Raw genomic sequence first — 18,151 nt, forward strand, 5'->3', positions numbered from 1 at the left:
CGGGCGGCCGGATTCCGAGGCCTGACCTGGGTCCCATGGACGATGACGGAGGCCGGTGGGTCACTGGGGCCTCAGGGCCAGGACGGCGACGTCGTCGTCGTTGGCCCGGTCCGGTCGGGCGCGCTCCAGCAGAAGGTCGGTGAAGGCGGTCAGTGGACGGTGCGCCAGCGAGGCGGCGTGTCTGCGAAGCCGGTCGAGACCGTCGTCGATCGAGCGGTCACGGCTCTCCACCAGCCCGTCGGTGTAGAAGACCAGCGTCGACTGCGGAGGAAGCGTGATGTGCGCGTCAGTCCGGCTGGACGAGAGGCCGGTGCTGAGCAGCAGCCCATGTCCTTCCGTGAGGTAGCGGGCCTGCCCGTCGTGCGTGACGAGGAGGGGCGGCGGGTGGCCGGCGCTCGTCCAGGTCAGCTGCCAGGCCCCGTCGACGGCCTGGTGGAGGGTGCCGAAGACCAAGGTCGCCATCGACACCCCCGCGATGTGCATGACCGACTCGTCCAGCCGCTTCACGATCGCGCTGGGCGGCTCGTGGTGCGTCCAGGCGTACGCGCGGAGGATGCTGCGGACCTGGGCCATGCCGGCCGCGGCGTCCAGATCGTGCCCCACGACGTCACCGATCGCCAGCGCCGTGGTGCCGTCGGCGAGGGTGAACACGTCGTACCAGTCGCCACCGACCTGCGAGGCGTCAGGTGAGGGGACGTAGCGCGCGGTCATCTGCAGCCCCGGGATCGAAGGCAGCTGCGGCAGGAGGTGGCGCTGCATCGTCTCGGCGACCTTGCGTTGCCGCTGGTAGAGGCGGGCGTTGTCGAGAGCCAGTCCGGTACGGCGGGTGATGTCCTCCACCAGGGACAGGTCTGACGGGGTCATGGCGTCCGGGCGCTCGGACCGCCCCAGGGTCAGGGCTCCCAGCACGTCCCGTACACCCCGTATCGGTGCGATCGCCGCCGAATGCATGCCCGTCACCTCGAACAACCGCCGCTGTTCCATGGCGATGCCGGAGTCCGGGGGTCCTTGATACGTCGCCGGCGTCACCAGCGTCGAAGCCGCCCCCCGCAGCGCCCGAGACAGCGGCATCGGCGACTCGTCCGGCACCGGCGGCATCGGCCCCTCCAAGTCCTCCCGGGAGACCAGCTCGCCGTCCTGGTGATGGACGACGATGACCCGCTCCACCTCGCCGACCTCGGTGATCAGGTCGACCACCACCCAGTCCGCCAGCCTGGGTACCACCAGTCGCACAAGGCGACGCAGCGTCTCGTCGCTGTCGAGGGTCGATGTCAACTGCGTCGTCGTCTGGGCCAGCAGCGCCAGGCGCTCGAGCTCCGAAAGCGTCGAGCCGCCTCTCGCGTCGTCGGCGTCTGTCTCGGGAGTGAGCGTCTCGGTGTGGTCGTGGAAGATCATCAGCGTTTCCGCGCCGGAATCCCACGTCGCGGCGCAGGGGACAATCAACCAGGACAACTGGGTCAGACCTCCGTCGCCCTGCGCGAACCAGCCGTGGCCGGCCTGCGTGCGCCGGGCCAGAACCGCTTCTTCCACCCGGCACTGGGCCCTGGCCAGTAGCTGGCCGTGCGCGTCGCGGTGCAAGAGGTCGTGGGCGTCCTTGCCCACGACACGGGCGGCCGTCATCCCCAACAGCTGCTCCGCGTAGGTGTTCACCGCGCTGATCACTCCGCAGTCGTCCACGATGCAGGCTGCCGCCCCCAGCCGGCTCGGCAGGTCCAAAGACGAGGCCGCACCGCATCCGGGGTCGCTCTCGACTACCTCGTCCTTCATGGCCGCCCGTGCCTCCCTGGCTGAGCTTGGCGTTGTCGTCCGGATTCCTGATGACCCCGGGACATCACTCGCAAACACTCTTGCCGTGATCGCTGACCAAGCGGACAACGTCTCGGCGGCCGCGGCGGACCGGCGAGAGGTCACATGGTCAGGCGGCCGATGTCATGAGGATCGATGCCGGTCAGCTGGGCGATGCGCGGAGCGGGGATGCCCGCCGTCAACGCCCGGTGGACGAGCGACTCCCAGTCCTGGGTCGCCTCCCGGAAGTCGAGCAGCTCGCTCTCCATGTCCGTGACGGACCGGGGCGCACACTCCTGCCGCACCCGGAGCGCTTCTTCCTCGCTCAGCGGGAGAGGCAGACGCTCCGCGCCCTCGGGGAGGAACGCCTCCGCCTCGGCCGGCAGGATCCTGACCTGCTCCGAAGAGGCCGAGGCTCCATGGGCGTGCAGCCAACCCTGTACGGCGGGTGTCTGCGCGCATTCCAGAACACCGACCGAGGCCAGGGCCGCGCCCAGCCGAGGGTGACGGTCAGGCAGCAGGAAAAGGTATGCGTCATCGGCCATCGCGTGGAATCGCCTTCTCGATCGAACCGCAGAGGGGTTGTGATGCTATCGCCCACACACGACGCCGGATCCCAGCCGCAGGCGGCCCAGCTGCCATCGTCCCGGACGCAATGCGGTCGGCTGCTCGGCACCTTCGGCTGCTCCTGGATCGCCGAATGGTGCCGACCTGGACCGTGGCGCCACTCTCTCGGGTGAGCATGAGGGCAGAGACTCGGGCAGTGCGTGGTACCCAACGCCTTCGTGATCGAACTGCTCCCGGAGATCCACCGGCGGCTCACAGCTCATGGTGTGCCACTGGAGCCCTGTCTCGTGAACGTGGTGCGAGAGAGCGCGAAGCGGTCGACGGCCTTGATCAGGCCGGTCAGCCGCGCTTACCCCACCTGCGCACTTCACGCCCACGGCGAGGTCGCGGCCGGACGCTGCCGGCACGACGTCGCCGCGTGTGGCAGGTCCGCTTGGGGGCAGGTGGGCGTCTCACACAACGGCCACGCCATACGAGGAGGGGCTCATGCGGACACATCACGGGCGCCTGAACACCGGACCGCCGCACGACATGGCTTTCACCAGGCGGCCGGAAGCCGTCGCAAAGGCTCGGGAGACCGCCCGTGCGTTCATGAGTACGCTCCACCCTGCGGCGGACGCGCAGGCCGCCGCGACCGTCGAACTCGTGGTGTCCGAACTCGTCACCAACGCCGTACGCCACGCGCGGGGTGCCGCGGGCTCCCTGTGCCTCCAAGCCAAGAACGACTCGATCACCATCGACGTCAGCGACGCGGATCCCCGCCCGCCGCGGGAGCGGACGCCCGACTTCACCGGCGGCACCGGCGGATTCGGTTGGCCCATGGTGCAGAACCTGGCCACAGCCGTCGCCGTCACGACGAGGCCGAGCGGCAAGACCGTCCGAGCCATCCTACCCCGATAGCACCGGCCGACTGCGCCGTACGCTCGGTGGCACCCACGCGCAAGGTCGGCCGACAACGCATTCATCGCCAACTCGCGGGCACACGGCACGAAGACAACTCGTTGGAACGGCAACAGAGATGAGTGTGATCGCGTGTCCTTCTCCGAACACCCCGCGATGCCGAACGACTCCACGCAGACCGCCCCGGCCGCGGGCGTGAAGCGGAGCAGCGGCCTGGCGATCGCTTCGCTCGTTCTCGGCATCGCGGCGATCCTTCTCTTCTGGACCGTCTTCGGCGGCATCGTGCTCGGCCTTCTGGCCTTGGTCTTCGGCATCATCGGCGCCCGCAGGGCGCGTGCCGGCGGCGCCGGGCACGGAAAGATGTCCGTCATCGGTGCGATTCTCGGGGCGCTGGGAATGATCGCCTCCGCCGTGATCCTCGCCATCGGCGCATCGATCCTCAACTCGGACGAGTTCAAGAACCTCGACGACTGCGTCGAACACGCCAAGACTCAGAGCGAGCGCGACGCGTGCGCGAAGGACTTCGACAAGGAGATGAACGACTGACCTGCTTTCGACGGCGTTGCCCGGCCCGGCTCCATGCGACACGGAGCCGGGCCGGGCCGTTTCTCGAGGTGACAACACTGCGCTACGCACAGGGCACGCACACATTTGCTACTGAGACGCCTCGGCCGGGGGCGACCCCACCATGCACTGCGGCCCTGTAAGGTCTACGGCCACGTTCTCTAGCCGTAGGGAAACAGTTGCGCTTCTTCAAGTGCCGTCCGTGTGGATCCAGTTGTTTGCGGATTGCAACACCACAGTCATAGTCTGCAGGGGTAGTCCCCTGCCCTTATGCCTGCCTACAGGAGGCCGCCATGTCGTTGCCAGTCACCGGAACGGACAGTGTCGAAGCCACCACTGCTCAACTCAAGGCGGAGCTTCCGTATTTGGAAAAGCGCCGAGCAGCGCTGGAAGAGGACATCGCGGCAGTCACGCTGCGACTCGAATCGGTGCGCACGGCCCTGGCTGCCCTTCAGGCGCTGTCCGCCGTGGGCTCTGCGATGATCCCGGGCGTCGAAGCCGGCGCACACGTACCGGCGCCGCGGCAGGCTGAGGTTGGGGAATCCGAGGAGGCGACGGCGAAGGTGCCGAGTGACACGGCGGCGACCGGAAGGAAGGACGCGCCTTCCCTTTCCCATGCCGATGGCCTCACCGACCAGGTGGTTGCCGTGCTCGCCGGCAAGCCCGGTACGCCCATGCGCGCCAGGGAGGTTGCCGCGGTCATCGGCCGCGACGGCTCGACCGGCGCCATCAACACCGTACGCTCCACCCTCGACCGCCTGGTCGCGACTTCCCGCGCCCACCGCGCGGGTCGGGGCCTCTACCAGGCTCCCACGGCCTGAGGAGTACAGGCCTGGCCGGCGACCATCCCGATACGTCCGCAAGCCGGCCACGCCATACCGGCACGGTGACGGATGAGCAACTGAAGCCGGATGCCAAGCAGTGGCTCAACCGTCGGCGCGCACGAGGCACAGATCGTTCACGCAAGCCCCGCGCGCCCGAAGAGACCCGCGTGTCCCGGCGGCAGCTGCGTGAGGATGCGACGCAACAGCGCGTCGTCGACCACGTCCGCCACCGAGCCGAGTACCGCGGTGACGGCACGCCGCGCTTGTGTCACGTCCATGGCATCGCGCGAGGCCACCGCTTGGACGAACCCCGACGGCGTAAGAGGCTCACTCGCCGCTTCCGCGTCCAGCAGCAGACGACCGCATTGACACGGAAGCAGGCGGCCGAGATCTGTGCGGTCGGTACCGACGAGATGTGCCCCGAGCACCTCCAGCACACTGTGCACCGCCCCGGCCGCTTCCGGCCGGTGAGCGTACCCTCCACGCTCTTGCACCCGATCAAGCAGCACTTCCACGGACTCTTCCACAGCCGCTCCTTCCGTCAGCCGGCCCCGCAAGGGGGGCGACACCATCCGTTGTCACGGAGAGCAATAGTGCAGCTACCCGACATTACGGGTGGTAGTCCCAATGCAACGGAGATGAGTTGGCGGAGCAACGCCAGGCGTCAGACCATACGGAGCAGACCACCTGGCTCATACAGCAGTCGCTACGGTGACAGCCTCGACTCCGTGCGGCCATGCCAGTCGAGGCAGACCACCATCGCGTCGTCTTCGGCATCGATGGGGCCGCGATGCCCGGAGAGCTCCTGGAGTACCGCGCGGGGCACCTGTGACGGTGGGAGGAGACGGGTGTTGGCCATCGCGCGCACCAGGGCACGCTCGCTGTAGCGCTCCCCCGCCGGGGACGCCACGTCGTAGACGCCGTCGCTGACGAAGAGGAGCCGGTCCCCCGGTTCCACCTGGAAGCGCTGCACCGTGTAGATGGTGTCCTCGAACATGCCGAGCGGGAGCTGCGCCTCGAGTTCCATCGGCTCGGCCTTGCCGTGCCTCAGACGCCACATCCTGGGGGAGCCGGCATCGATGATCTCCGTCTCTCCGGTCGCCAGGTCGAACTGCAGGAGCAGTACGGAGAGATGGACAGCCCCCTGGTACTGGCCGTAGATGGCCTGGTCGGCCAGGCACGCCTGGTCGGAGAGGGACAGGCCGGCACGGCGGGCGTTTCGCAGGGCATTGATCGCGAGGTTGGTGAGGAGGGCCGCCTCGATGCCTTCTCCCATGCCGTTGGTCACGGTGAGAGTGAGATGGTGGGCGGAGGTGGACCAGTCGAAGTTGTCGCCATGGATCGCGTAGGCCGGTTCGAGCTGGGCGCCGAGTTCGTACTCGGGACGGGAGCAGGAGCGGCCGGGCAGCAACTGCCACTGCATCTCCGCGGCGAGTGTGAGGCGGTCCGCGCGGCGGGCCTGGAGATAGACGTCGGTGTCCCGCTCGGCGACCACGATGGCGTGGCCGAGGACTTCGGCGATGTCCTCCAACTCTCGTGCGGTGTCGCGGTCGTAGAAGTCGGCCGGCAGCCTGACGGTGAGGATGCCGATGCGGTCCCCTCGTACGCTGACAGGAAGGTGCGCGGTCACTAGGTCGGTCCGGCTGTCGGTCTCGACGTATGGTTCCTGTGCGCCGAAGGCCCTGCCGGGGGCGCTGGTGTGGACAGGAATGGGCTCGGCAGTATAGGGAAGCGCGCTGACGGGTTGCAGTATGGTCATCGCGTAGTCGGCCATGAGGAGGTCGACGGCGTCGGCGGCGTAGTGGGCGGTAAGCGTGTCTTGGACCGCTTCGAGGAGGGCGTGGGGCGCGGCTCTTCGCAGTGCGCGTTCCACGACCATGAATCTGTCCACCGTTGGGTTCCCACCTATTTGAGATGAATGAGGAAAATCTCTCATGCCTCAGCGACTGACAGAGCCATTGTGCAGTGTCACAGTTAGGGGCATGCATTCCGAAACTTCCCCGCAGCGCGATCGGGATGCTGTGGCGCAGACCACCCGCGGGGTCATCGAACTGCTCGAGGTGCTCTGGAGCCAGGGCCGGGACCTGACACCGACCGCGCCTGTCTCCTCGTCGCAGCTACGCGTGCTGTACGTCCTGGATCGGAACCAGGGGATCAACCTACGCACCTTGGGCGAGGCACTCGGCTCGGCGCCCTCCTCCGTGAGCCGGATGTGCGATCGCCTCCACGCCCTGGGATTCATCAAACGCTCTACCAGCCCGGCCAGTCGACGCGAGCTCGAGCTGCGTCTGTCGAGCCGAGGCGAAACCTACCTCAGGGATATGAGAGCCCGCCGCGAACTCGGGCTCATGAAGATCATTACATCCATGCCCCCCGAGGACCAAGCCGCCCTCGCCAGGGGCCTGAACAGCTTCTGCTCGGCCGTCGAGGCGGTCGGCCCGAGGAACGAGGGACGCGGCAGCAGCGCCGTGGAATCCGCCTGACATCGCCCTCGGCACCAGCCCTGGCCGGCGAGCGAGCGACTCCTCCCAGGTGTCGCCACGCCAGAGATGCGGCCTCGATGACGTCGACCTGGTGGGGCGGACGGAGAAGGCCTTGGGACCTGCAGGCTGACGCGGCGGCCCAGAAGACTCGTCCAGGAAGAGGATGGGCTGGTTCCTCCCCTCGCACCTGACGAGCCCGCTGGATCGCCCACCGCGCAGTTCGCTCTCCGGACGGCCACGACTCCTCACGAGCGGTCGGCTGAGGCCTGAGGGATCACGTCGAGAGTCAGGCGGCCTGGTCCCGCTGTCCGCAGATCCAGGCGAGGGCCTGGTGTGCTCCCCGTACGTACTCGTGGCTGCCCTCCGGAATGGCAGGATCCCCCAACTGGACGAGAGCCGCATCCACTTCAGCAGTGAGTGTCGGCAGGTCCGGGGTGCCGCTGGCGTCCGCACCGGTGATGGGTGAGCGCTCGGTGCGGCTCATCGCCCATTGGTACGCGGCAGCCGCGCCGGCACAGAATTGCGGTGTTTCTTGCGTCCGCGTCTCCACCCTGTCGAGGGCCAGGTCGACATCTGTGTACGTCCGGACGCCGATGCGCGGCTCGCCCCCTGCTGTACGCGTGGTCATGTCGTTCCACTCCCCTTCCGGGGCCGAAGCCGACCCCACCACGGCATCGGCCCCAGCAGTCCGGTCGTCAGGCCGGCGTACCGCCGAAGGGTCCGCCTGTGCGGTAGTGGATGCCGATCTCCTCGCGGTACTGCTGGTCGGCGAGGTGCTTGTCCGAGTGGAACTCGGGCGCGGCCTTGATCTGCTCCTTGGTGCGGTCCACGTAGACCGCGTGCTCGACCAGGTCGACCCGTGTCACGGTGCCGGCCGGGAGCAGCACCTCCTTGCCGAAGATCCACACCCCCGTGTCGACCACCAGGTAGGCGTCACCGACCTCGTCCGAGTGCTTGTCCACCTTCCCGATGTGGCCATCGGTCGCCTCGACCCTCCACCCGGTCAGATCCGTGCCCGCCACGTGGCCCGACGTCTCCGCGAAACTCCACGCGTTCTCACCCATGTGAAATCCACTCCTCTTCCGAATACGGTGACTGCCCGCATTTCTGGGGCACGTGCGAATATGCCTTGCGTCGGCCGGTCGTCGACGTGGCTACCAGCGATACCAGCGGCTTCCACCCGCCCGGGACCGGGCGAGGAATCCGAGCAGCCAGAGCACCAGCGCAGCCAGTGCGACCCACCACAACGCCTCGACCATGAATCCCGCGCCGAAAAGAATCAGCACAAGAAGCAGAACAAGCAGCAAGGGAACCATGAATCCACCTCCAGAACTCCGCGTGCCCCGTCAAACGGATGACACACCGAACGTGGCAGAACGCTCGTCGAGGAAGCAGTCCTGCAGACGGTCGGTCCCGAAGCGTCGACGTAGGTGGGCGTGACGACGTAGGCGGCGGCCGCGTCGGGCTGGGCCGGCAAGGTGCGGCGAGGGCCTTGAGGGTGATGCCATGGGCGATGCCGAGGTTGCTGTCGATCGAGGGCTGGACGAAGGCGGCTTGGAGTCCGGCGAGGACGCCGGAGTGGACGCCGGAGTGGACGCCGGAGTGGACGCCGGAGTGGACGCTGCGCTGGACGACGATGCGGCCGCCAAGGGATCGGGTGGCGCTACAAGCCCGTACGGACGGTGCAGCTGGGATGCGTCTCCTCGGTGGGGAGAGCATCCGCCCCGCGCCTACGCCGCACCCGCCTACGCCGGGGAGAGCAGTCGCGGGTCAAAAAGTCGGCGTCGGGCTTGTTCGGCGGTCTGACGGAGCCCTTACAACTGGCGGCCGGTGATGTCCCCGCCGGGATCGTCGACCAGCGTGATGGCCGTGGTGATCCGCTTGCCGACGGGTTCGCGGTGGACCGCGAAGCTCTGGCCGACCGCCATGACGATCTCCAATCCGTGCTGGCCGATCCGGGTCGGGTCGGGCGCCAGGACCGCCGGCGGCGTCGGGTTGCTGTCCCACACGGTCACCTCGACCGCGCCGCCGCTGATGCTCAGCGTCAGCAGGCACGGCCCGGGTGCGTACTTGCGGGCGTTGGTCACCAGCTCACTGACCACGAGCTCGACCATCCCCATCACCCGCCCCGACACCGGCAGCCCGTGTACGGCCTGCACATCGGTGAGAAAGCTACGGGCCAGATCGCGTGCGGCGGCAATGTCCTCGCTGCCCTCGAACGCCTCCGTCACCGAGATGTCGTCCTCCATCAGCGGTGACTGCCGGTCCTCACCCTCCGCCGTCTCATCCATACCGATCCACCCCACCCTTATGCCCATGCGGCCCCTCTACCCCCAGACCTTCACATCAAGCGCACCCGGGTCAGGCCGGAAACCGGAGAGTAGCGCGACGGGAGCGCTCCCGTGGAGGTTGCGGTGTCGGATGCTCAGATCGGGCCGGGGGGGTGGCGCCGGGCGCAGCGAAGAATGCCGCGGCGGCGCCTCAACGGCCCCGACCTCAGGCCGAGGCATGCAGACGGGAGAGTGGGTGGCGTCCTCTGTCACCTACGGGCAGAACTTGCCAAGGGAGAGCCGCTCGCCATCGGTGAGGAGCAACTCGTATGCCCCGGTCAGGTGCAGCAGGTCCGTCGGTTGTCTTTGAAGGCCGCTCACCACGAGCCGGCCGCTTTCGGCGAGGAGACGCCGGCGCAGGCGCAGTAGGAGGTTCAGGCCGCTGGAGTCCATGAACCGGATCCCGGACAGCTCCAGGTGCAGCACCTTGCCGCCGAGCGGGATGACGAGGGTGGCTTCCTCGAGGGCGGGAAGCGTGTGCAGGTCGAGTTCCCCAGCCGCACTGACCGTAGTGCGCTGAGGGTCTTGTTTCACGGTCACGGTGAAGTCGTTCATGGTTCGCCCCTCGTTCCAGGGGTCGAGCCCATCACGCCCCGGAAAGGGGATCGTCAAGCGCGCGGCGTGGGGCCGCGCACAGTCGAGCGAGACAACCCGTACCGCGCCCCGGCCACCGAGTGACCCTGAAGGGCGGCGCGGGGCCTCCCACCAGACCAGGCTGGCTGTCCTGGCAGCGTTGCATACATCGACTGCTTCCCACCAGCCTCATATCGGCTGCCGACTTGGCATGGGGTGGCCAGGGTTGCCTCGGAGCCCGGGTATCGCCCAGGGAGTTGCGGGGCCATCGGCACTCGAACCACATACGGATGGAGGCGCTGCACCCAAGATGCCCGCATTCGGCAACACGTTCAAATAGCACCACAATAAGAAAGATCCCCGTCGAACCGTGTCCGGGGGCAGTCGGGTCATTCTTCACGATGGAGCGGACCGCACCACTTCCTGCTGCGGGTCTTTTCACCGCCGACAGATTGGCCAACGCGGCAAGCGCGGGCCCGACAGGGGAAGCGGGGTTGTTCGGCAGGCATCCGTCCGGCCTCCTCTCGGCGGCCGCGCCCGGCACACCGACATCGGCGCGCCTCTCCGAGAAAGCGGCAATTCGCCATATAACGTCTGGCTCGGCAATATCACTCAAGAGCAACTCGTGCTGAGTCTGACGAAAGTGGAGATGTCGTGCGCAACCTTCGCAAGGCCGCTGTTGTAGCCGCAATTGTCGGGAGCGTCAGCATGTTCGGAGGGGGCGTGGCCTCCGCCGACAACGTGTACGGAAGCGGCAACGGCGCGGACCCGGCGCTGTGCCACCAGGAGAGTCACCAGGGGACGGTGCAGAACGGCCTCATCAACATCGAGGACCTGGGGCTGGGCATCCTCGGCAACGGCTCGACGCCCGCCCGCGCAAACCAGCAGATCTGCGCCAACGGTCCCGTCTTCGCCGGCAACGCCGCCGACTCCGGCTCGAACGAGAACGGCCTCCTGCTCGGCCTCCTGTGAGCGCCTGAGTCTGAACCCTCCGGCCGGCCGGGATCGGGCGCCGAAATAGCCGAAATAGGGGTTGGTGGCGGTGGTGCGGACCACTGCCACCTCTGGCCAGTGGTCACGCCACTGACCGTCGCCCCTTGCTCCTGAACCGCGCCTGTCTGAGGGCTTGCGTTCGCGGAACGGTCACAGTGACCGTTCCGCGAACGCCTTCGCCGTTTACGGACCATGCTCTCGTCGGTGATGGCTGGGCGCCTGCTGGGGCTTCGACACCGTTACGACCTCGCTTCGAAACCCCGTCTCGCCCGGTGTACGCGACCAAGTGGACGTGGACGGGGTGCAGTCGGGCGACGGGGCAGTTATCGCTGGGTGTCGACCGCGATCACAGCAGGTACAAGCATCGGTTGAGGGAGCCGCACGCTGCGCCGGGTGGGGCCCTGCGCGTGTGTTTACGAGGTCCAGCCGCCGTACGGCACGGTGATGAGCTCGAGGAGGTGACCCGCCGGATCCACGAGGTACACGCCGTGGCCGCCGTCGTTGTGGTTGATCGTACCGGGCTGCTTCCGATGAGGATCGGCGTAGTGCTCGATGCCGCGCTGCCTGATCTGCGCGTACGCCGCGTCGAACTCCTCCTCGGAGACCAGGAAGGCGTAGTGCTGGGGGGTGATTTTGTCCGAGGGGATTGCGGCGAAGTCCAGCGTGACGCCGTTGCTCAGGTCGACGGCGATAAACGGGCCCCACTCGGCGGTGATCTCAAGGCTGAGCAGGTTCGCGAAGAACTCTGCGGACTCCCGGTTGTCCCGGGCGTGGACGATCATGTGGTTCAACTCGACTGCCAAGGAATTCCTCCGAAGGCATGTCCTGACACCTCCATGTCTCACCCGGACGGTGACCGACACGCGATGCCGTCACGAATTCTAGTCACTGCCGCCCAGTGTTGTGACCGCGAACCTTGCGAGATGGCTCGTTGTGTCGGCGGGAACTGGCGATGCTTGCAACCAGGGGAGGCAAGATGGCGCAACCGGCCAGGGTCCACAGGCTGACCGAGCAGGAGGATCAGAAGGGCTGGAGGGTGCGGCCCTTCTCGGCGTACGCGCGCGCGTGAACTCCCCTGGCCAGCGGCTCGCCGCTGCGGCGCGCGGGACACCGGCGGCGGGGATGGCTGCGATCACCCCCGCCGGGCCTCGCGGCCGGCGCCGACTCTCAGTTGTTCGCGTACGAGGGGCTCAGGCACCCCAGCATGATCCCGCCGGACCTACGCTCCTCCGAGCTCCGGAGTGACACGGAGGCTACGGTCCACGTGCCGGTCGCGCTGCCGCTCGACCTGGTCCTGTTGAACTTCACTGCCCCCGCCTACGGTGCTCATACGACGGCTCACCGACAACGACGCCACTCATGTATGCCGTCCCCGGACCCGGACGAGGCGCGCACTCCCGTCCCCGTCACGTCGTGATCCAACGGCGGGCCGCCCCGCTAGTGCCGCTGTGCGGGCCCGAAGGCGGGTGGCCTCTGGTCGTCACCGGCAGGGCCGACGTCGCCGTTCCTCCACTCCGGGTCGTACGCGCAGGGAACGCTGGCGCCGCCGGTGAAGTACTCCCGGTCCGAGTACCAGGTGAAGGACATCCGCTCGTCGCCGTCGTCCCGCTGGACGTACAAGTCCCCGTTCCTTCCCTGCTCGCCTTCGCGGTAGGACGTGATCTCCCAGCCATTGTCCTTGAGGAACCGGTGCAGTCGCCGAAGGCCGGGCACCGCCTGGCTCGCCGGCACGTGGTCCAGAGCCCACGTGTGGCTCATCGAGTAGGCGCCGTCGACGGTCTCGTCCTCCAGCCCCAGCAAGCCCCCGTCGTAGCAGAAGCTGGAGCCGTACGTGTTCTCCGTGCTGACGCCGATGTCCTCGACTCCGGGTTCTATGGTGCGCTTGAACCCCAGGACACCGTAGGCCTCCTGGGAACGCTGCAGGGCGCGGTTCGCCATCTCCCCGGGTGCGACGCGAGGGAAGTCCGTCGACCCCCACGAGCCCCATGCGAGCGTGACGACCAGAACGAGTACGCCGACGAGCGCGGCGCCGCCGCATCCCAGGGCTCCGAGGACGCAGGAGGAGGCCCTGGACTCGGTCGAGTCGGGGGTGGCGGCGCTTGGCACGGTCTCGTCGGGCATACGCGGAGACTAGGTGAGCGGGGAGGCGCGGCGGATGAGTACGGTCACCGGACTCGTGCGAGTACGTGTACTCAGATGATCTGCCGCTCGCACCCCGCCCCGCCCCCTTCGTCGCGGCGACCACCGGGGCGATCGTCCAGGGCGTCAGGTGGGTGTGTGGGCGGTTTTGTTCGTCGTGGTGCCGTCTTCTTCGTCCTGGGCCTCCGACACAGCGGGCTGCTGCGGAGCGGGCGGGGTGCGGACCAACAGCGCGAGCAGCACGGCCAGTCCGCCGAGCACGGCGCCGATGCCGAATCCCCACCGGATGCCCGCGGCCAGGGCCCCGGTGGCGTCGGCGCCATCGGCTGCTGCCGTCGCGGCCTGTCCCGACATGACACTGATGACCAGGGCCGTGCCGGCGGCGGCCGAGACCTGCTGGAGCGAACCCAGGATGGCGGAGCCGTGCGCGTAGAGGTGCGGCGGCAGTACGGACAGGCCGGAGGTGAAGATCGGGGTGAAGACGAACGCCATACCGGCACTCAGGGCCACGTGCAGGGCGAGCACCAGCCACGGTGAGGTCTCTTCGCCCGCGAAGGCGAACAGCGCGAGGCACAGCGCTGTCAGTACGGCTCCGGGCACGACCAGGCGTGGTGCGCCGAGCCGGTCGTAGAGCTTGCCGACCTGCGGCCCGAGCAGGCCCATCGTCAGGCCGCCGGGGATGAGGAGCAGCCCGGTCTGCAGCGAGGTCAGGCCGCACACGTCCTGCAGGTAGATCGGCAGCAGGATGAACGCGCCCATCAGGGCCATGAACGACAGGCACATCAAGGCGAGCGCCACGGAGAAATGACGGAATGTCAGGCTGCGCAGGTCCAGCAGCGGCGTGGACGATCGCTGCAGTGACAGCTGTCGCCATACGAACAGGCCCACCAGCACGGCACCGACAACGGTCGTGGCCGACGGCGGCAGGGTGGCCTGGTCCGCGTTCCCGGCGCCGAGCCCGCTCAGGCCGTAGACCAGGGCGCCGAAGCCCGCTGCCGCCAGGAGGACGGACAGCCAGTCGATCGGACCGGCCTGCGGCTCGCCGATGTTGACCAGTTGGCGCAGGCCGAATATGGCCATGGCTCCGGCGATGGGCAGCACGGCCAGGAACAACAGCCGCCATGTCCCGAGTTGCAGGAGCACACCGGAGACCGCCGGGCCCAGGGCGGGTGCGACGGAGATGACGAGGGTGATGTTGCCCATGACCCGGCCGCGGTCGTGCGGGGGCACGAGGGTCATCAGCGTCGTCATGAGCAACGGCATCATGACGGCGGTGCCGCTGGCCTGGATGACGCGGGCGGCCAGCAGCACGGGGAAGGCGGGCGCGGCCGCGGCCAGCGCCGTGCCGGTGAGGAACAGTGCCATGGCCAGGCCGAAGGCGGTCCGCGTCGTCACGCGCTGGAGGAACCACCCCGTGATCGGGATGACGACGGCCATGGTGAGCATGAAGGCCGTGGACAGCCACCCGGCGGCCGCCGCGGTGACCTCGAACTCGCGCATGAGCCGCGGGATCGCATTGACCATGATCGTCTCGTTGAGGAGGACCACGAACGTGGACAGCACGAGAATCCGCAGCACGGAGGTGACGCGGGCGGGCGAGAGGGTGGGCGTTGCGTGCGGTGCGAGCATGGTGCCTTCCGTCATGTGAGTGTCCTCCGCGGAGGCGTGACACACTGACAGACCACGGCGGCGGGAAAAACTCATCGGTGTCACCCGATCCTGCCGGTGCCGCCGCCAAGGCTCAAACGATTTTTTACCGACTCGGACCGGCCGAGTCAGGGCTTCCGGAGCAGGCGGGCGCCAGGCCGCTGGAAGACCTGCCCGGATTGCTTTTCTCACCGCCACGCTTCCCGGGCGCTGTGCGAGTGGCTGAACTGGACGCCGGCTACTTTGCGGAACGCCCACTATCGGTAGCGTGATCATCCACTGCATGGAGTGTCTATGTGCCCGGCTGGTCCGTGAGGGCTTCCGGCGGAGAGTGTGAGGCAGCAGTGAGTGAACTGACGAAGCCCGAGGTCAACGTTCCGAAGGGGGACGCGCCCACCGAGCTGACCGTCCGGGACCTGGTCATCGGGGACGGGGCTGAGGCGAAGCCGGGCATGGTGGTCAGAGTCCACTATGTCGGGGTCACGTTCGAGTCCGGGAAGGAATTCGACGCCTCCTGGGACCGGGGCGAGCCGTTCAAGTTCGCCCTGGGCGGTGGCAGGGTCATCAAGGGCTGGGACCGAGGGGTGAGGGGGATGAAGGTGGGTGGTCGGCGCGAGATCATCGTTCCCCCGCGTCTCGGCTACGGCAGGCAGTCACCCTCGCCGTTGATTCCGGCGGGTTCGACGCTGATCTTCGTGGTGGACCTGCTGTCAGTCTGATGCAGACCTCCTGCTCACCGGGCAGAGCAGGGCAGGCGGTTGTACATCCCGGCCCCGGAACTTCCCAGACCGCCGGGACAGCCCCTGAGGACGCGCTGGGAGGAGGCCGTCGCGGATGGCGGCCCGGCGGAGGACGTACGTGGGCTTTCCGTCTCTCCTCGTACGGGACGGATGGGCCGGGCCGGTAGCCGCGGGCTCCCCCAGCCGTCCAGGCGCCCATGGGGCGTCTCGAGTCCGGCCTCCGCCGCGGCGCGTACCGCATCGTAGACCTCGTGCGCGGCCTTCATGGCGGCGCTGTCGCTGCCGGCCCGGCCGGTGAAGACGTGTACGCCGCGCAGGCCCGGCGTTTGGGTACTCAGTATCGGGACGTCTACCTCGAAGCAGCGCTCGGTCATGACGTCCACCTCCTCTCTTGCTCGCGGTGGTGAGGAACCACCGCGACCGCCCCGGCCCCGGCCGAAGTGGCGAGAGCGGGGCGGTCGCGGGCGGCGGCGTCGTACAGGGTGTGTGCTGCGGGCTTCGGCGAGCGGGTGCTTCCAGGCCGGCGTCCAGGCGGCCCGCAGAGGATGGCTCTGACCCGTTCGGCAGGCGGACATGGGCACCGGCGTCATGCCCTCGCCGGGTCGGAAGTCAGCACCACACGACCACAACATGCCCGACCACCACAACTCGGACATGGCATCTCCAGGGCCCTCGAAGCCCTCCCGAAGCGCCATGACAGCGGGCCATGGAGGCAGGGCGCACACGGCCCACCCTAACTATGGTGTCCCACCACATACGCCGGTGACCTGCATGTTTCTACGGTGTGGCAACACGAAACGTCCCCGCACATCCCCTGGAAGTGGTGCACATGGCCTCCCCCGCAGCGGCTCCACCCGCCGAGTCGAACCTCAAGCGCATCGTCGCCGCCAGCCTCATCGGCACCACCATCGAGTGGTACGACAACTCATTCGACCGGGGCTAGGACCTGCGCCTTTCTCGTCTCCAGACCCCCGAAGTCAGCACCGAACCAGCACGGGAACTGCCGTGCTGATCGCGGGCGCGAAGCCGAGCACGTCCACGCCTTTCGCGGCCAACTACTGACGCCTCCGTCTGTCACCCAAAGTAATCAGTTTGCCCGGCATCGACCGCCCCGGACCGGCCCCGACACGCTCTCGCCGCCGCCGACGTCGTCGCCCGACACCTCGATCAGCTGGCCGAACGCTTCCCTTCCCACGCCCGCCCGCTGCCCGCACGCCGGCCCCGCAGCCGGCAGTGCGGGACGAGGGCGTGGCTGCTCGCGAGCTCCGTGTCCCGACCAGAGCAACTGAAGGGGAAGCGCTGGCTGACCGCCGACGACTTCCTCGTTCGACCCTGTCCACGCCTGTCTGTGGCAGTGTGTGACCGAGCTGGCCCACTGCGGAGATCCGGTGGATCCGGTCACGGTGCTGTGGGAGGCCCAGCAGCGCGGCCTCCTCTCCACGGGCATCGCCCCTGCCGCCGTGGTCGCCCTGCTGTCGACGCCCGTCGGCTCCGCGGAGTATGGGGGCGAGCGGCTTCTCGAACGGAACCTGCTGGCTCACGCTCTCCACGCCGCCGGGTAGATCACCGCCTACACCGCCGACCCCGCCAACAGCGTGCACCAGCTCGTCACCAGCAGCCGCCGCGCGCTCGCCGACCTGCACACCGTCCGCAGCCGCTGGCAGCAAGCCACCCGCCCCAACCACGCCTCCATCTCGTCGGCCGAAGGCACCGCGGCCCCACGAGCCGGCCCGCGCAGCCCCCTCACCACCCAGCCCGCTCCTACCTCTGCCCGGGCCCGCCGCCCCATCGCCGGGCGGGTTGCGTAGCCGAAGGATCCCGATGCCTCCCGCCCCTGCCGACGCCCACATCCACAACGCGTCACGCACGACTACGTCCGCGGGCCGGCACCATCACTCTGTTCGCCGCTCTGGAGGTGGCCACCGGCAAGGTGATCGGCTCCCTGCACCGGCGCCACCGGGCCGAAGAGCTCAAGACGTTCCTGTGCGACATCCCGTGAATTGTCCTGAGCCGCTTCGGCATTCCTGAAGCGTTCTCAGTTCGTCTGACCGTGTCACACTGCCGACCATGCCCCCGTTTCGTGGCTGGGCTTCGTCGACACCTTCACCGAACGCCACGCCTCCGTTGTCAACGGCACCGAGATCACCGTGGACCAGGCACTCGCCAGCGAGTTCGCCGAACCCCTATGGGAGTGGCTGCTCGCGGGGCAGCAGGTGGGAGCGGCCCTGCACGGCGTCCGGATGGCTCTGCTGCGAAAGGCAACGTCCTGGGACTTGCCTACACGGCGTACTGCTTCGCCGGGCTCCGCCCGTGCTCCACCGTCTGACCGCCGACCGGGCCGCCGTCCGTCACTCCTCCTCCGCGAACTGGTTGTTGACGACCGCGCCACCGCCCAACGCCGCGATGATCGTCACGAGATCGGCGATCCTGGACCCGCCGTTCGCACGCCGCAGCGTCCGGTACGCGATCCACCCGATCACCGCCCCGAAGGCCCCGGCCCCCAGAGACTGAGCATGGAAACCTGCACCGGCGCTCCTCACTTCTATCCGAACGCCCCAAGGTACCGGCGTGACAGGGGGCTTGGCGCGGCGCGGAACGGGGACGAG

Annotated in this window: 20 protein-coding genes; 7 read left to right on the forward strand and 13 right to left on the reverse strand. The window is 68.2% G+C overall.

From position 1 onward, the window contains the following. Window positions 1-60: 60 nt before the first annotated feature. Entirely contained in the window at window positions 61-1,767 is a 1,707-nt protein-coding gene (locus tag ACFYV5_RS11105; protein ID WP_389167035.1) for a SpoIIE family protein phosphatase, read from the reverse strand. Between the two features lie 140 nt (window positions 1,768-1,907). Further along, the gene (locus ACFYV5_RS11110) at window positions 1,908-2,330 is read right to left on the reverse strand and encodes a DUF6003 family protein (RefSeq protein ID WP_389167038.1); all 423 of its coding nucleotides are present in this window, start codon (window positions 2,328-2,330) and stop codon (window positions 1,908-1,910) included. Window positions 2,331-2,943: 613 nt separating this feature from the next. Here ACFYV5_RS11110 and ACFYV5_RS11115 point away from each other — a divergent pair. The 3 genes from ACFYV5_RS11115 (at window position 2,944) to ACFYV5_RS11125 (ending at window position 4,637) form a co-directional block, all read left to right on the forward strand. Continuing rightward, window positions 2,944-3,252 (forward strand): ATP-binding protein, encoded by a 309-nt coding sequence (locus ACFYV5_RS11115; protein WP_389167041.1) that lies wholly within the window; start codon window positions 2,944-2,946, stop codon window positions 3,250-3,252. A 132-nt stretch (window positions 3,253-3,384) separates the two neighbouring features. Then, on the forward strand, window positions 3,385-3,798 hold the full coding sequence (locus ACFYV5_RS11120; RefSeq protein ID WP_389167042.1) for a DUF4190 domain-containing protein: 414 nt from the start codon (window positions 3,385-3,387) through the stop codon (window positions 3,796-3,798). A gap of 311 nt (window positions 3,799-4,109) precedes the next feature. Next, complete coding sequence (locus tag ACFYV5_RS11125; protein WP_389167045.1) at window positions 4,110-4,637, forward strand: hypothetical protein; 528 nt, start codon at window positions 4,110-4,112, stop codon at window positions 4,635-4,637. Between the two features lie 137 nt (window positions 4,638-4,774). Here the strand turns inward: ACFYV5_RS11125 and ACFYV5_RS11130 are convergent, their stop codons facing one another. After that, window positions 4,775-5,167: a DUF2267 domain-containing protein gene (locus ACFYV5_RS11130; RefSeq protein ID WP_389167048.1), complete on the reverse strand. Its 393-nt coding sequence runs from the start codon at window positions 5,165-5,167 to the stop codon at window positions 4,775-4,777. 179 nt (window positions 5,168-5,346) lie between these two features. Next, complete coding sequence (locus ACFYV5_RS11135) at window positions 5,347-6,519, reverse strand: PP2C family protein-serine/threonine phosphatase (protein ID WP_389167833.1); 1,173 nt, start codon at window positions 6,517-6,519, stop codon at window positions 5,347-5,349. Between the two features lie 103 nt (window positions 6,520-6,622). Between ACFYV5_RS11135 and ACFYV5_RS11140 the strand changes: the two genes are divergently transcribed. Next, window positions 6,623-7,123 (forward strand): MarR family winged helix-turn-helix transcriptional regulator, encoded by a 501-nt coding sequence (locus ACFYV5_RS11140; protein WP_389167051.1) that lies wholly within the window; start codon window positions 6,623-6,625, stop codon window positions 7,121-7,123. A gap of 286 nt (window positions 7,124-7,409) precedes the next feature. On the opposite strand, the gene ACFYV5_RS11145 is transcribed toward ACFYV5_RS11140, so the two are convergent. From ACFYV5_RS11145 to ACFYV5_RS11165, 5 genes are all read right to left on the reverse strand, one after another. After that, window positions 7,410-7,751, reverse strand: a complete 342-nt coding sequence (locus ACFYV5_RS11145; protein ID WP_389167054.1) for a hypothetical protein — start codon at window positions 7,749-7,751, stop codon at window positions 7,410-7,412. Window positions 7,752-7,818: 67 nt separating this feature from the next. After that, on the reverse strand, window positions 7,819-8,187 hold the full coding sequence (locus tag ACFYV5_RS11150; RefSeq protein WP_355110504.1) for a PRC-barrel domain-containing protein: 369 nt from the start codon (window positions 8,185-8,187) through the stop codon (window positions 7,819-7,821). 90 nt (window positions 8,188-8,277) lie between these two features. Beyond that, window positions 8,278-8,439 carry a hydrophobic protein gene (locus tag ACFYV5_RS11155; protein ID WP_389167056.1) on the reverse strand — a complete coding sequence of 54 codons (162 nt, stop codon included), beginning with the start codon at window positions 8,437-8,439 and terminating at the stop codon, window positions 8,278-8,280. Window positions 8,440-8,937: 498 nt separating this feature from the next. After that, complete coding sequence (locus ACFYV5_RS11160; RefSeq protein ID WP_389167059.1) at window positions 8,938-9,414, reverse strand: ATP-binding protein; 477 nt, start codon at window positions 9,412-9,414, stop codon at window positions 8,938-8,940. 252 nt (window positions 9,415-9,666) lie between these two features. Next, window positions 9,667-10,008 carry an STAS domain-containing protein gene (locus ACFYV5_RS11165; protein WP_355110501.1) on the reverse strand — a complete coding sequence of 114 codons (342 nt, stop codon included), beginning with the start codon at window positions 10,006-10,008 and terminating at the stop codon, window positions 9,667-9,669. 726 nt (window positions 10,009-10,734) lie between these two features. Here ACFYV5_RS11165 and ACFYV5_RS11170 point away from each other — a divergent pair. Next, entirely contained in the window at window positions 10,735-10,998 is a 264-nt protein-coding gene (locus tag ACFYV5_RS11170; protein WP_355110500.1) for a hypothetical protein, read from the forward strand. A 434-nt stretch (window positions 10,999-11,432) separates the two neighbouring features. Here ACFYV5_RS11170 and ACFYV5_RS11175 read toward each other — a convergent pair whose 3' ends face one another. The 3 genes from ACFYV5_RS11175 to ACFYV5_RS11185 form a co-directional block, all read right to left on the reverse strand. Next, on the reverse strand, window positions 11,433-11,822 hold the full coding sequence (locus ACFYV5_RS11175) for a VOC family protein (protein ID WP_355110499.1): 390 nt from the start codon (window positions 11,820-11,822) through the stop codon (window positions 11,433-11,435). Window positions 11,823-12,456: 634 nt separating this feature from the next. Then, entirely contained in the window at window positions 12,457-13,140 is a 684-nt protein-coding gene (locus tag ACFYV5_RS11180) for a class I SAM-dependent methyltransferase (protein WP_389167063.1), read from the reverse strand. Between the two features lie 144 nt (window positions 13,141-13,284). Further along, window positions 13,285-14,802 (reverse strand): DHA2 family efflux MFS transporter permease subunit, encoded by a 1,518-nt coding sequence (locus ACFYV5_RS11185; RefSeq protein WP_389167066.1) that lies wholly within the window; start codon window positions 14,800-14,802, stop codon window positions 13,285-13,287. 347 nt (window positions 14,803-15,149) lie between these two features. Here ACFYV5_RS11185 and ACFYV5_RS11190 point away from each other — a divergent pair, with 347 nt between their 5' ends. After that, complete coding sequence (locus ACFYV5_RS11190; protein WP_389167069.1) at window positions 15,150-15,524, forward strand: FKBP-type peptidyl-prolyl cis-trans isomerase; 375 nt, start codon at window positions 15,150-15,152, stop codon at window positions 15,522-15,524. Between the two features lie 1,409 nt (window positions 15,525-16,933). Then, window positions 16,934-17,107 carry a hypothetical protein gene (locus tag ACFYV5_RS11195; protein ID WP_389167072.1) on the forward strand — a complete coding sequence of 58 codons (174 nt, stop codon included), beginning with the start codon at window positions 16,934-16,936 and terminating at the stop codon, window positions 17,105-17,107. Window positions 17,108-17,893: 786 nt separating this feature from the next. On the opposite strand, the gene ACFYV5_RS11200 is transcribed toward ACFYV5_RS11195, so the two are convergent. Beyond that, the gene (locus ACFYV5_RS11200; RefSeq protein WP_389167074.1) at window positions 17,894-18,025 is read right to left on the reverse strand and encodes a hypothetical protein; all 132 of its coding nucleotides are present in this window, start codon (window positions 18,023-18,025) and stop codon (window positions 17,894-17,896) included. Window positions 18,026-18,151 lie beyond the last annotated feature (126 nt).

It is taken from the genome of Streptomyces sp. NPDC003035, from assembly GCF_042888285.1.
In the GTDB taxonomy this organism is placed as follows: Bacteria; Actinomycetota; Actinomycetes; order Streptomycetales; family Streptomycetaceae; genus Streptomyces.

What these genes read in the sequence shown, in the direction of transcription:
- ACFYV5_RS11105 (WP_389167035.1), bottom strand. Translation starts at nt 1,767, where the DNA reads ATGAAGGACGAGGTAGTCGAGAGCGACCCCGGATGCGGTGCGGCCTCG.
- ACFYV5_RS11110 (WP_389167038.1), bottom strand. Translation starts at nt 2,330, where the DNA reads ATGGCCGATGACGCATACCTTTTCCTGCTGCCTGACCGTCACCCTCGG.
- ACFYV5_RS11115 (WP_389167041.1), top strand. Translation starts at nt 2,944, where the DNA reads ATGAGTACGCTCCACCCTGCGGCGGACGCGCAGGCCGCCGCGACCGTC.
- ACFYV5_RS11125 (WP_389167045.1), top strand. Translation starts at nt 4,110, where the DNA reads ATGTCGTTGCCAGTCACCGGAACGGACAGTGTCGAAGCCACCACTGCT.
- ACFYV5_RS11135 (WP_389167833.1), bottom strand. Translation starts at nt 6,519, where the DNA reads ATGGTCGTGGAACGCGCACTGCGAAGAGCCGCGCCCCACGCCCTCCTC.
- ACFYV5_RS11140 (WP_389167051.1), top strand. Translation starts at nt 6,623, where the DNA reads ATGCATTCCGAAACTTCCCCGCAGCGCGATCGGGATGCTGTGGCGCAG.
- ACFYV5_RS11145 (WP_389167054.1), bottom strand. Translation starts at nt 7,751, where the DNA reads ATGACCACGCGTACAGCAGGGGGCGAGCCGCGCATCGGCGTCCGGACG.
- ACFYV5_RS11150 (WP_355110504.1), bottom strand. Translation starts at nt 8,187, where the DNA reads ATGGGTGAGAACGCGTGGAGTTTCGCGGAGACGTCGGGCCACGTGGCG.
- ACFYV5_RS11155 (WP_389167056.1), bottom strand. Translation starts at nt 8,439, where the DNA reads ATGGTTCCCTTGCTGCTTGTTCTGCTTCTTGTGCTGATTCTTTTCGGC.
- ACFYV5_RS11160 (WP_389167059.1), bottom strand. Translation starts at nt 9,414, where the DNA reads ATGGATGAGACGGCGGAGGGTGAGGACCGGCAGTCACCGCTGATGGAG.
- ACFYV5_RS11165 (WP_355110501.1), bottom strand. Translation starts at nt 10,008, where the DNA reads ATGAACGACTTCACCGTGACCGTGAAACAAGACCCTCAGCGCACTACG.
- ACFYV5_RS11170 (WP_355110500.1), top strand. Translation starts at nt 10,735, where the DNA reads ATGTTCGGAGGGGGCGTGGCCTCCGCCGACAACGTGTACGGAAGCGGC.
- ACFYV5_RS11180 (WP_389167063.1), bottom strand. Translation starts at nt 13,140, where the DNA reads ATGCCCGACGAGACCGTGCCAAGCGCCGCCACCCCCGACTCGACCGAG.
- ACFYV5_RS11185 (WP_389167066.1), bottom strand. Translation starts at nt 14,802, where the DNA reads ATGACGGAAGGCACCATGCTCGCACCGCACGCAACGCCCACCCTCTCG.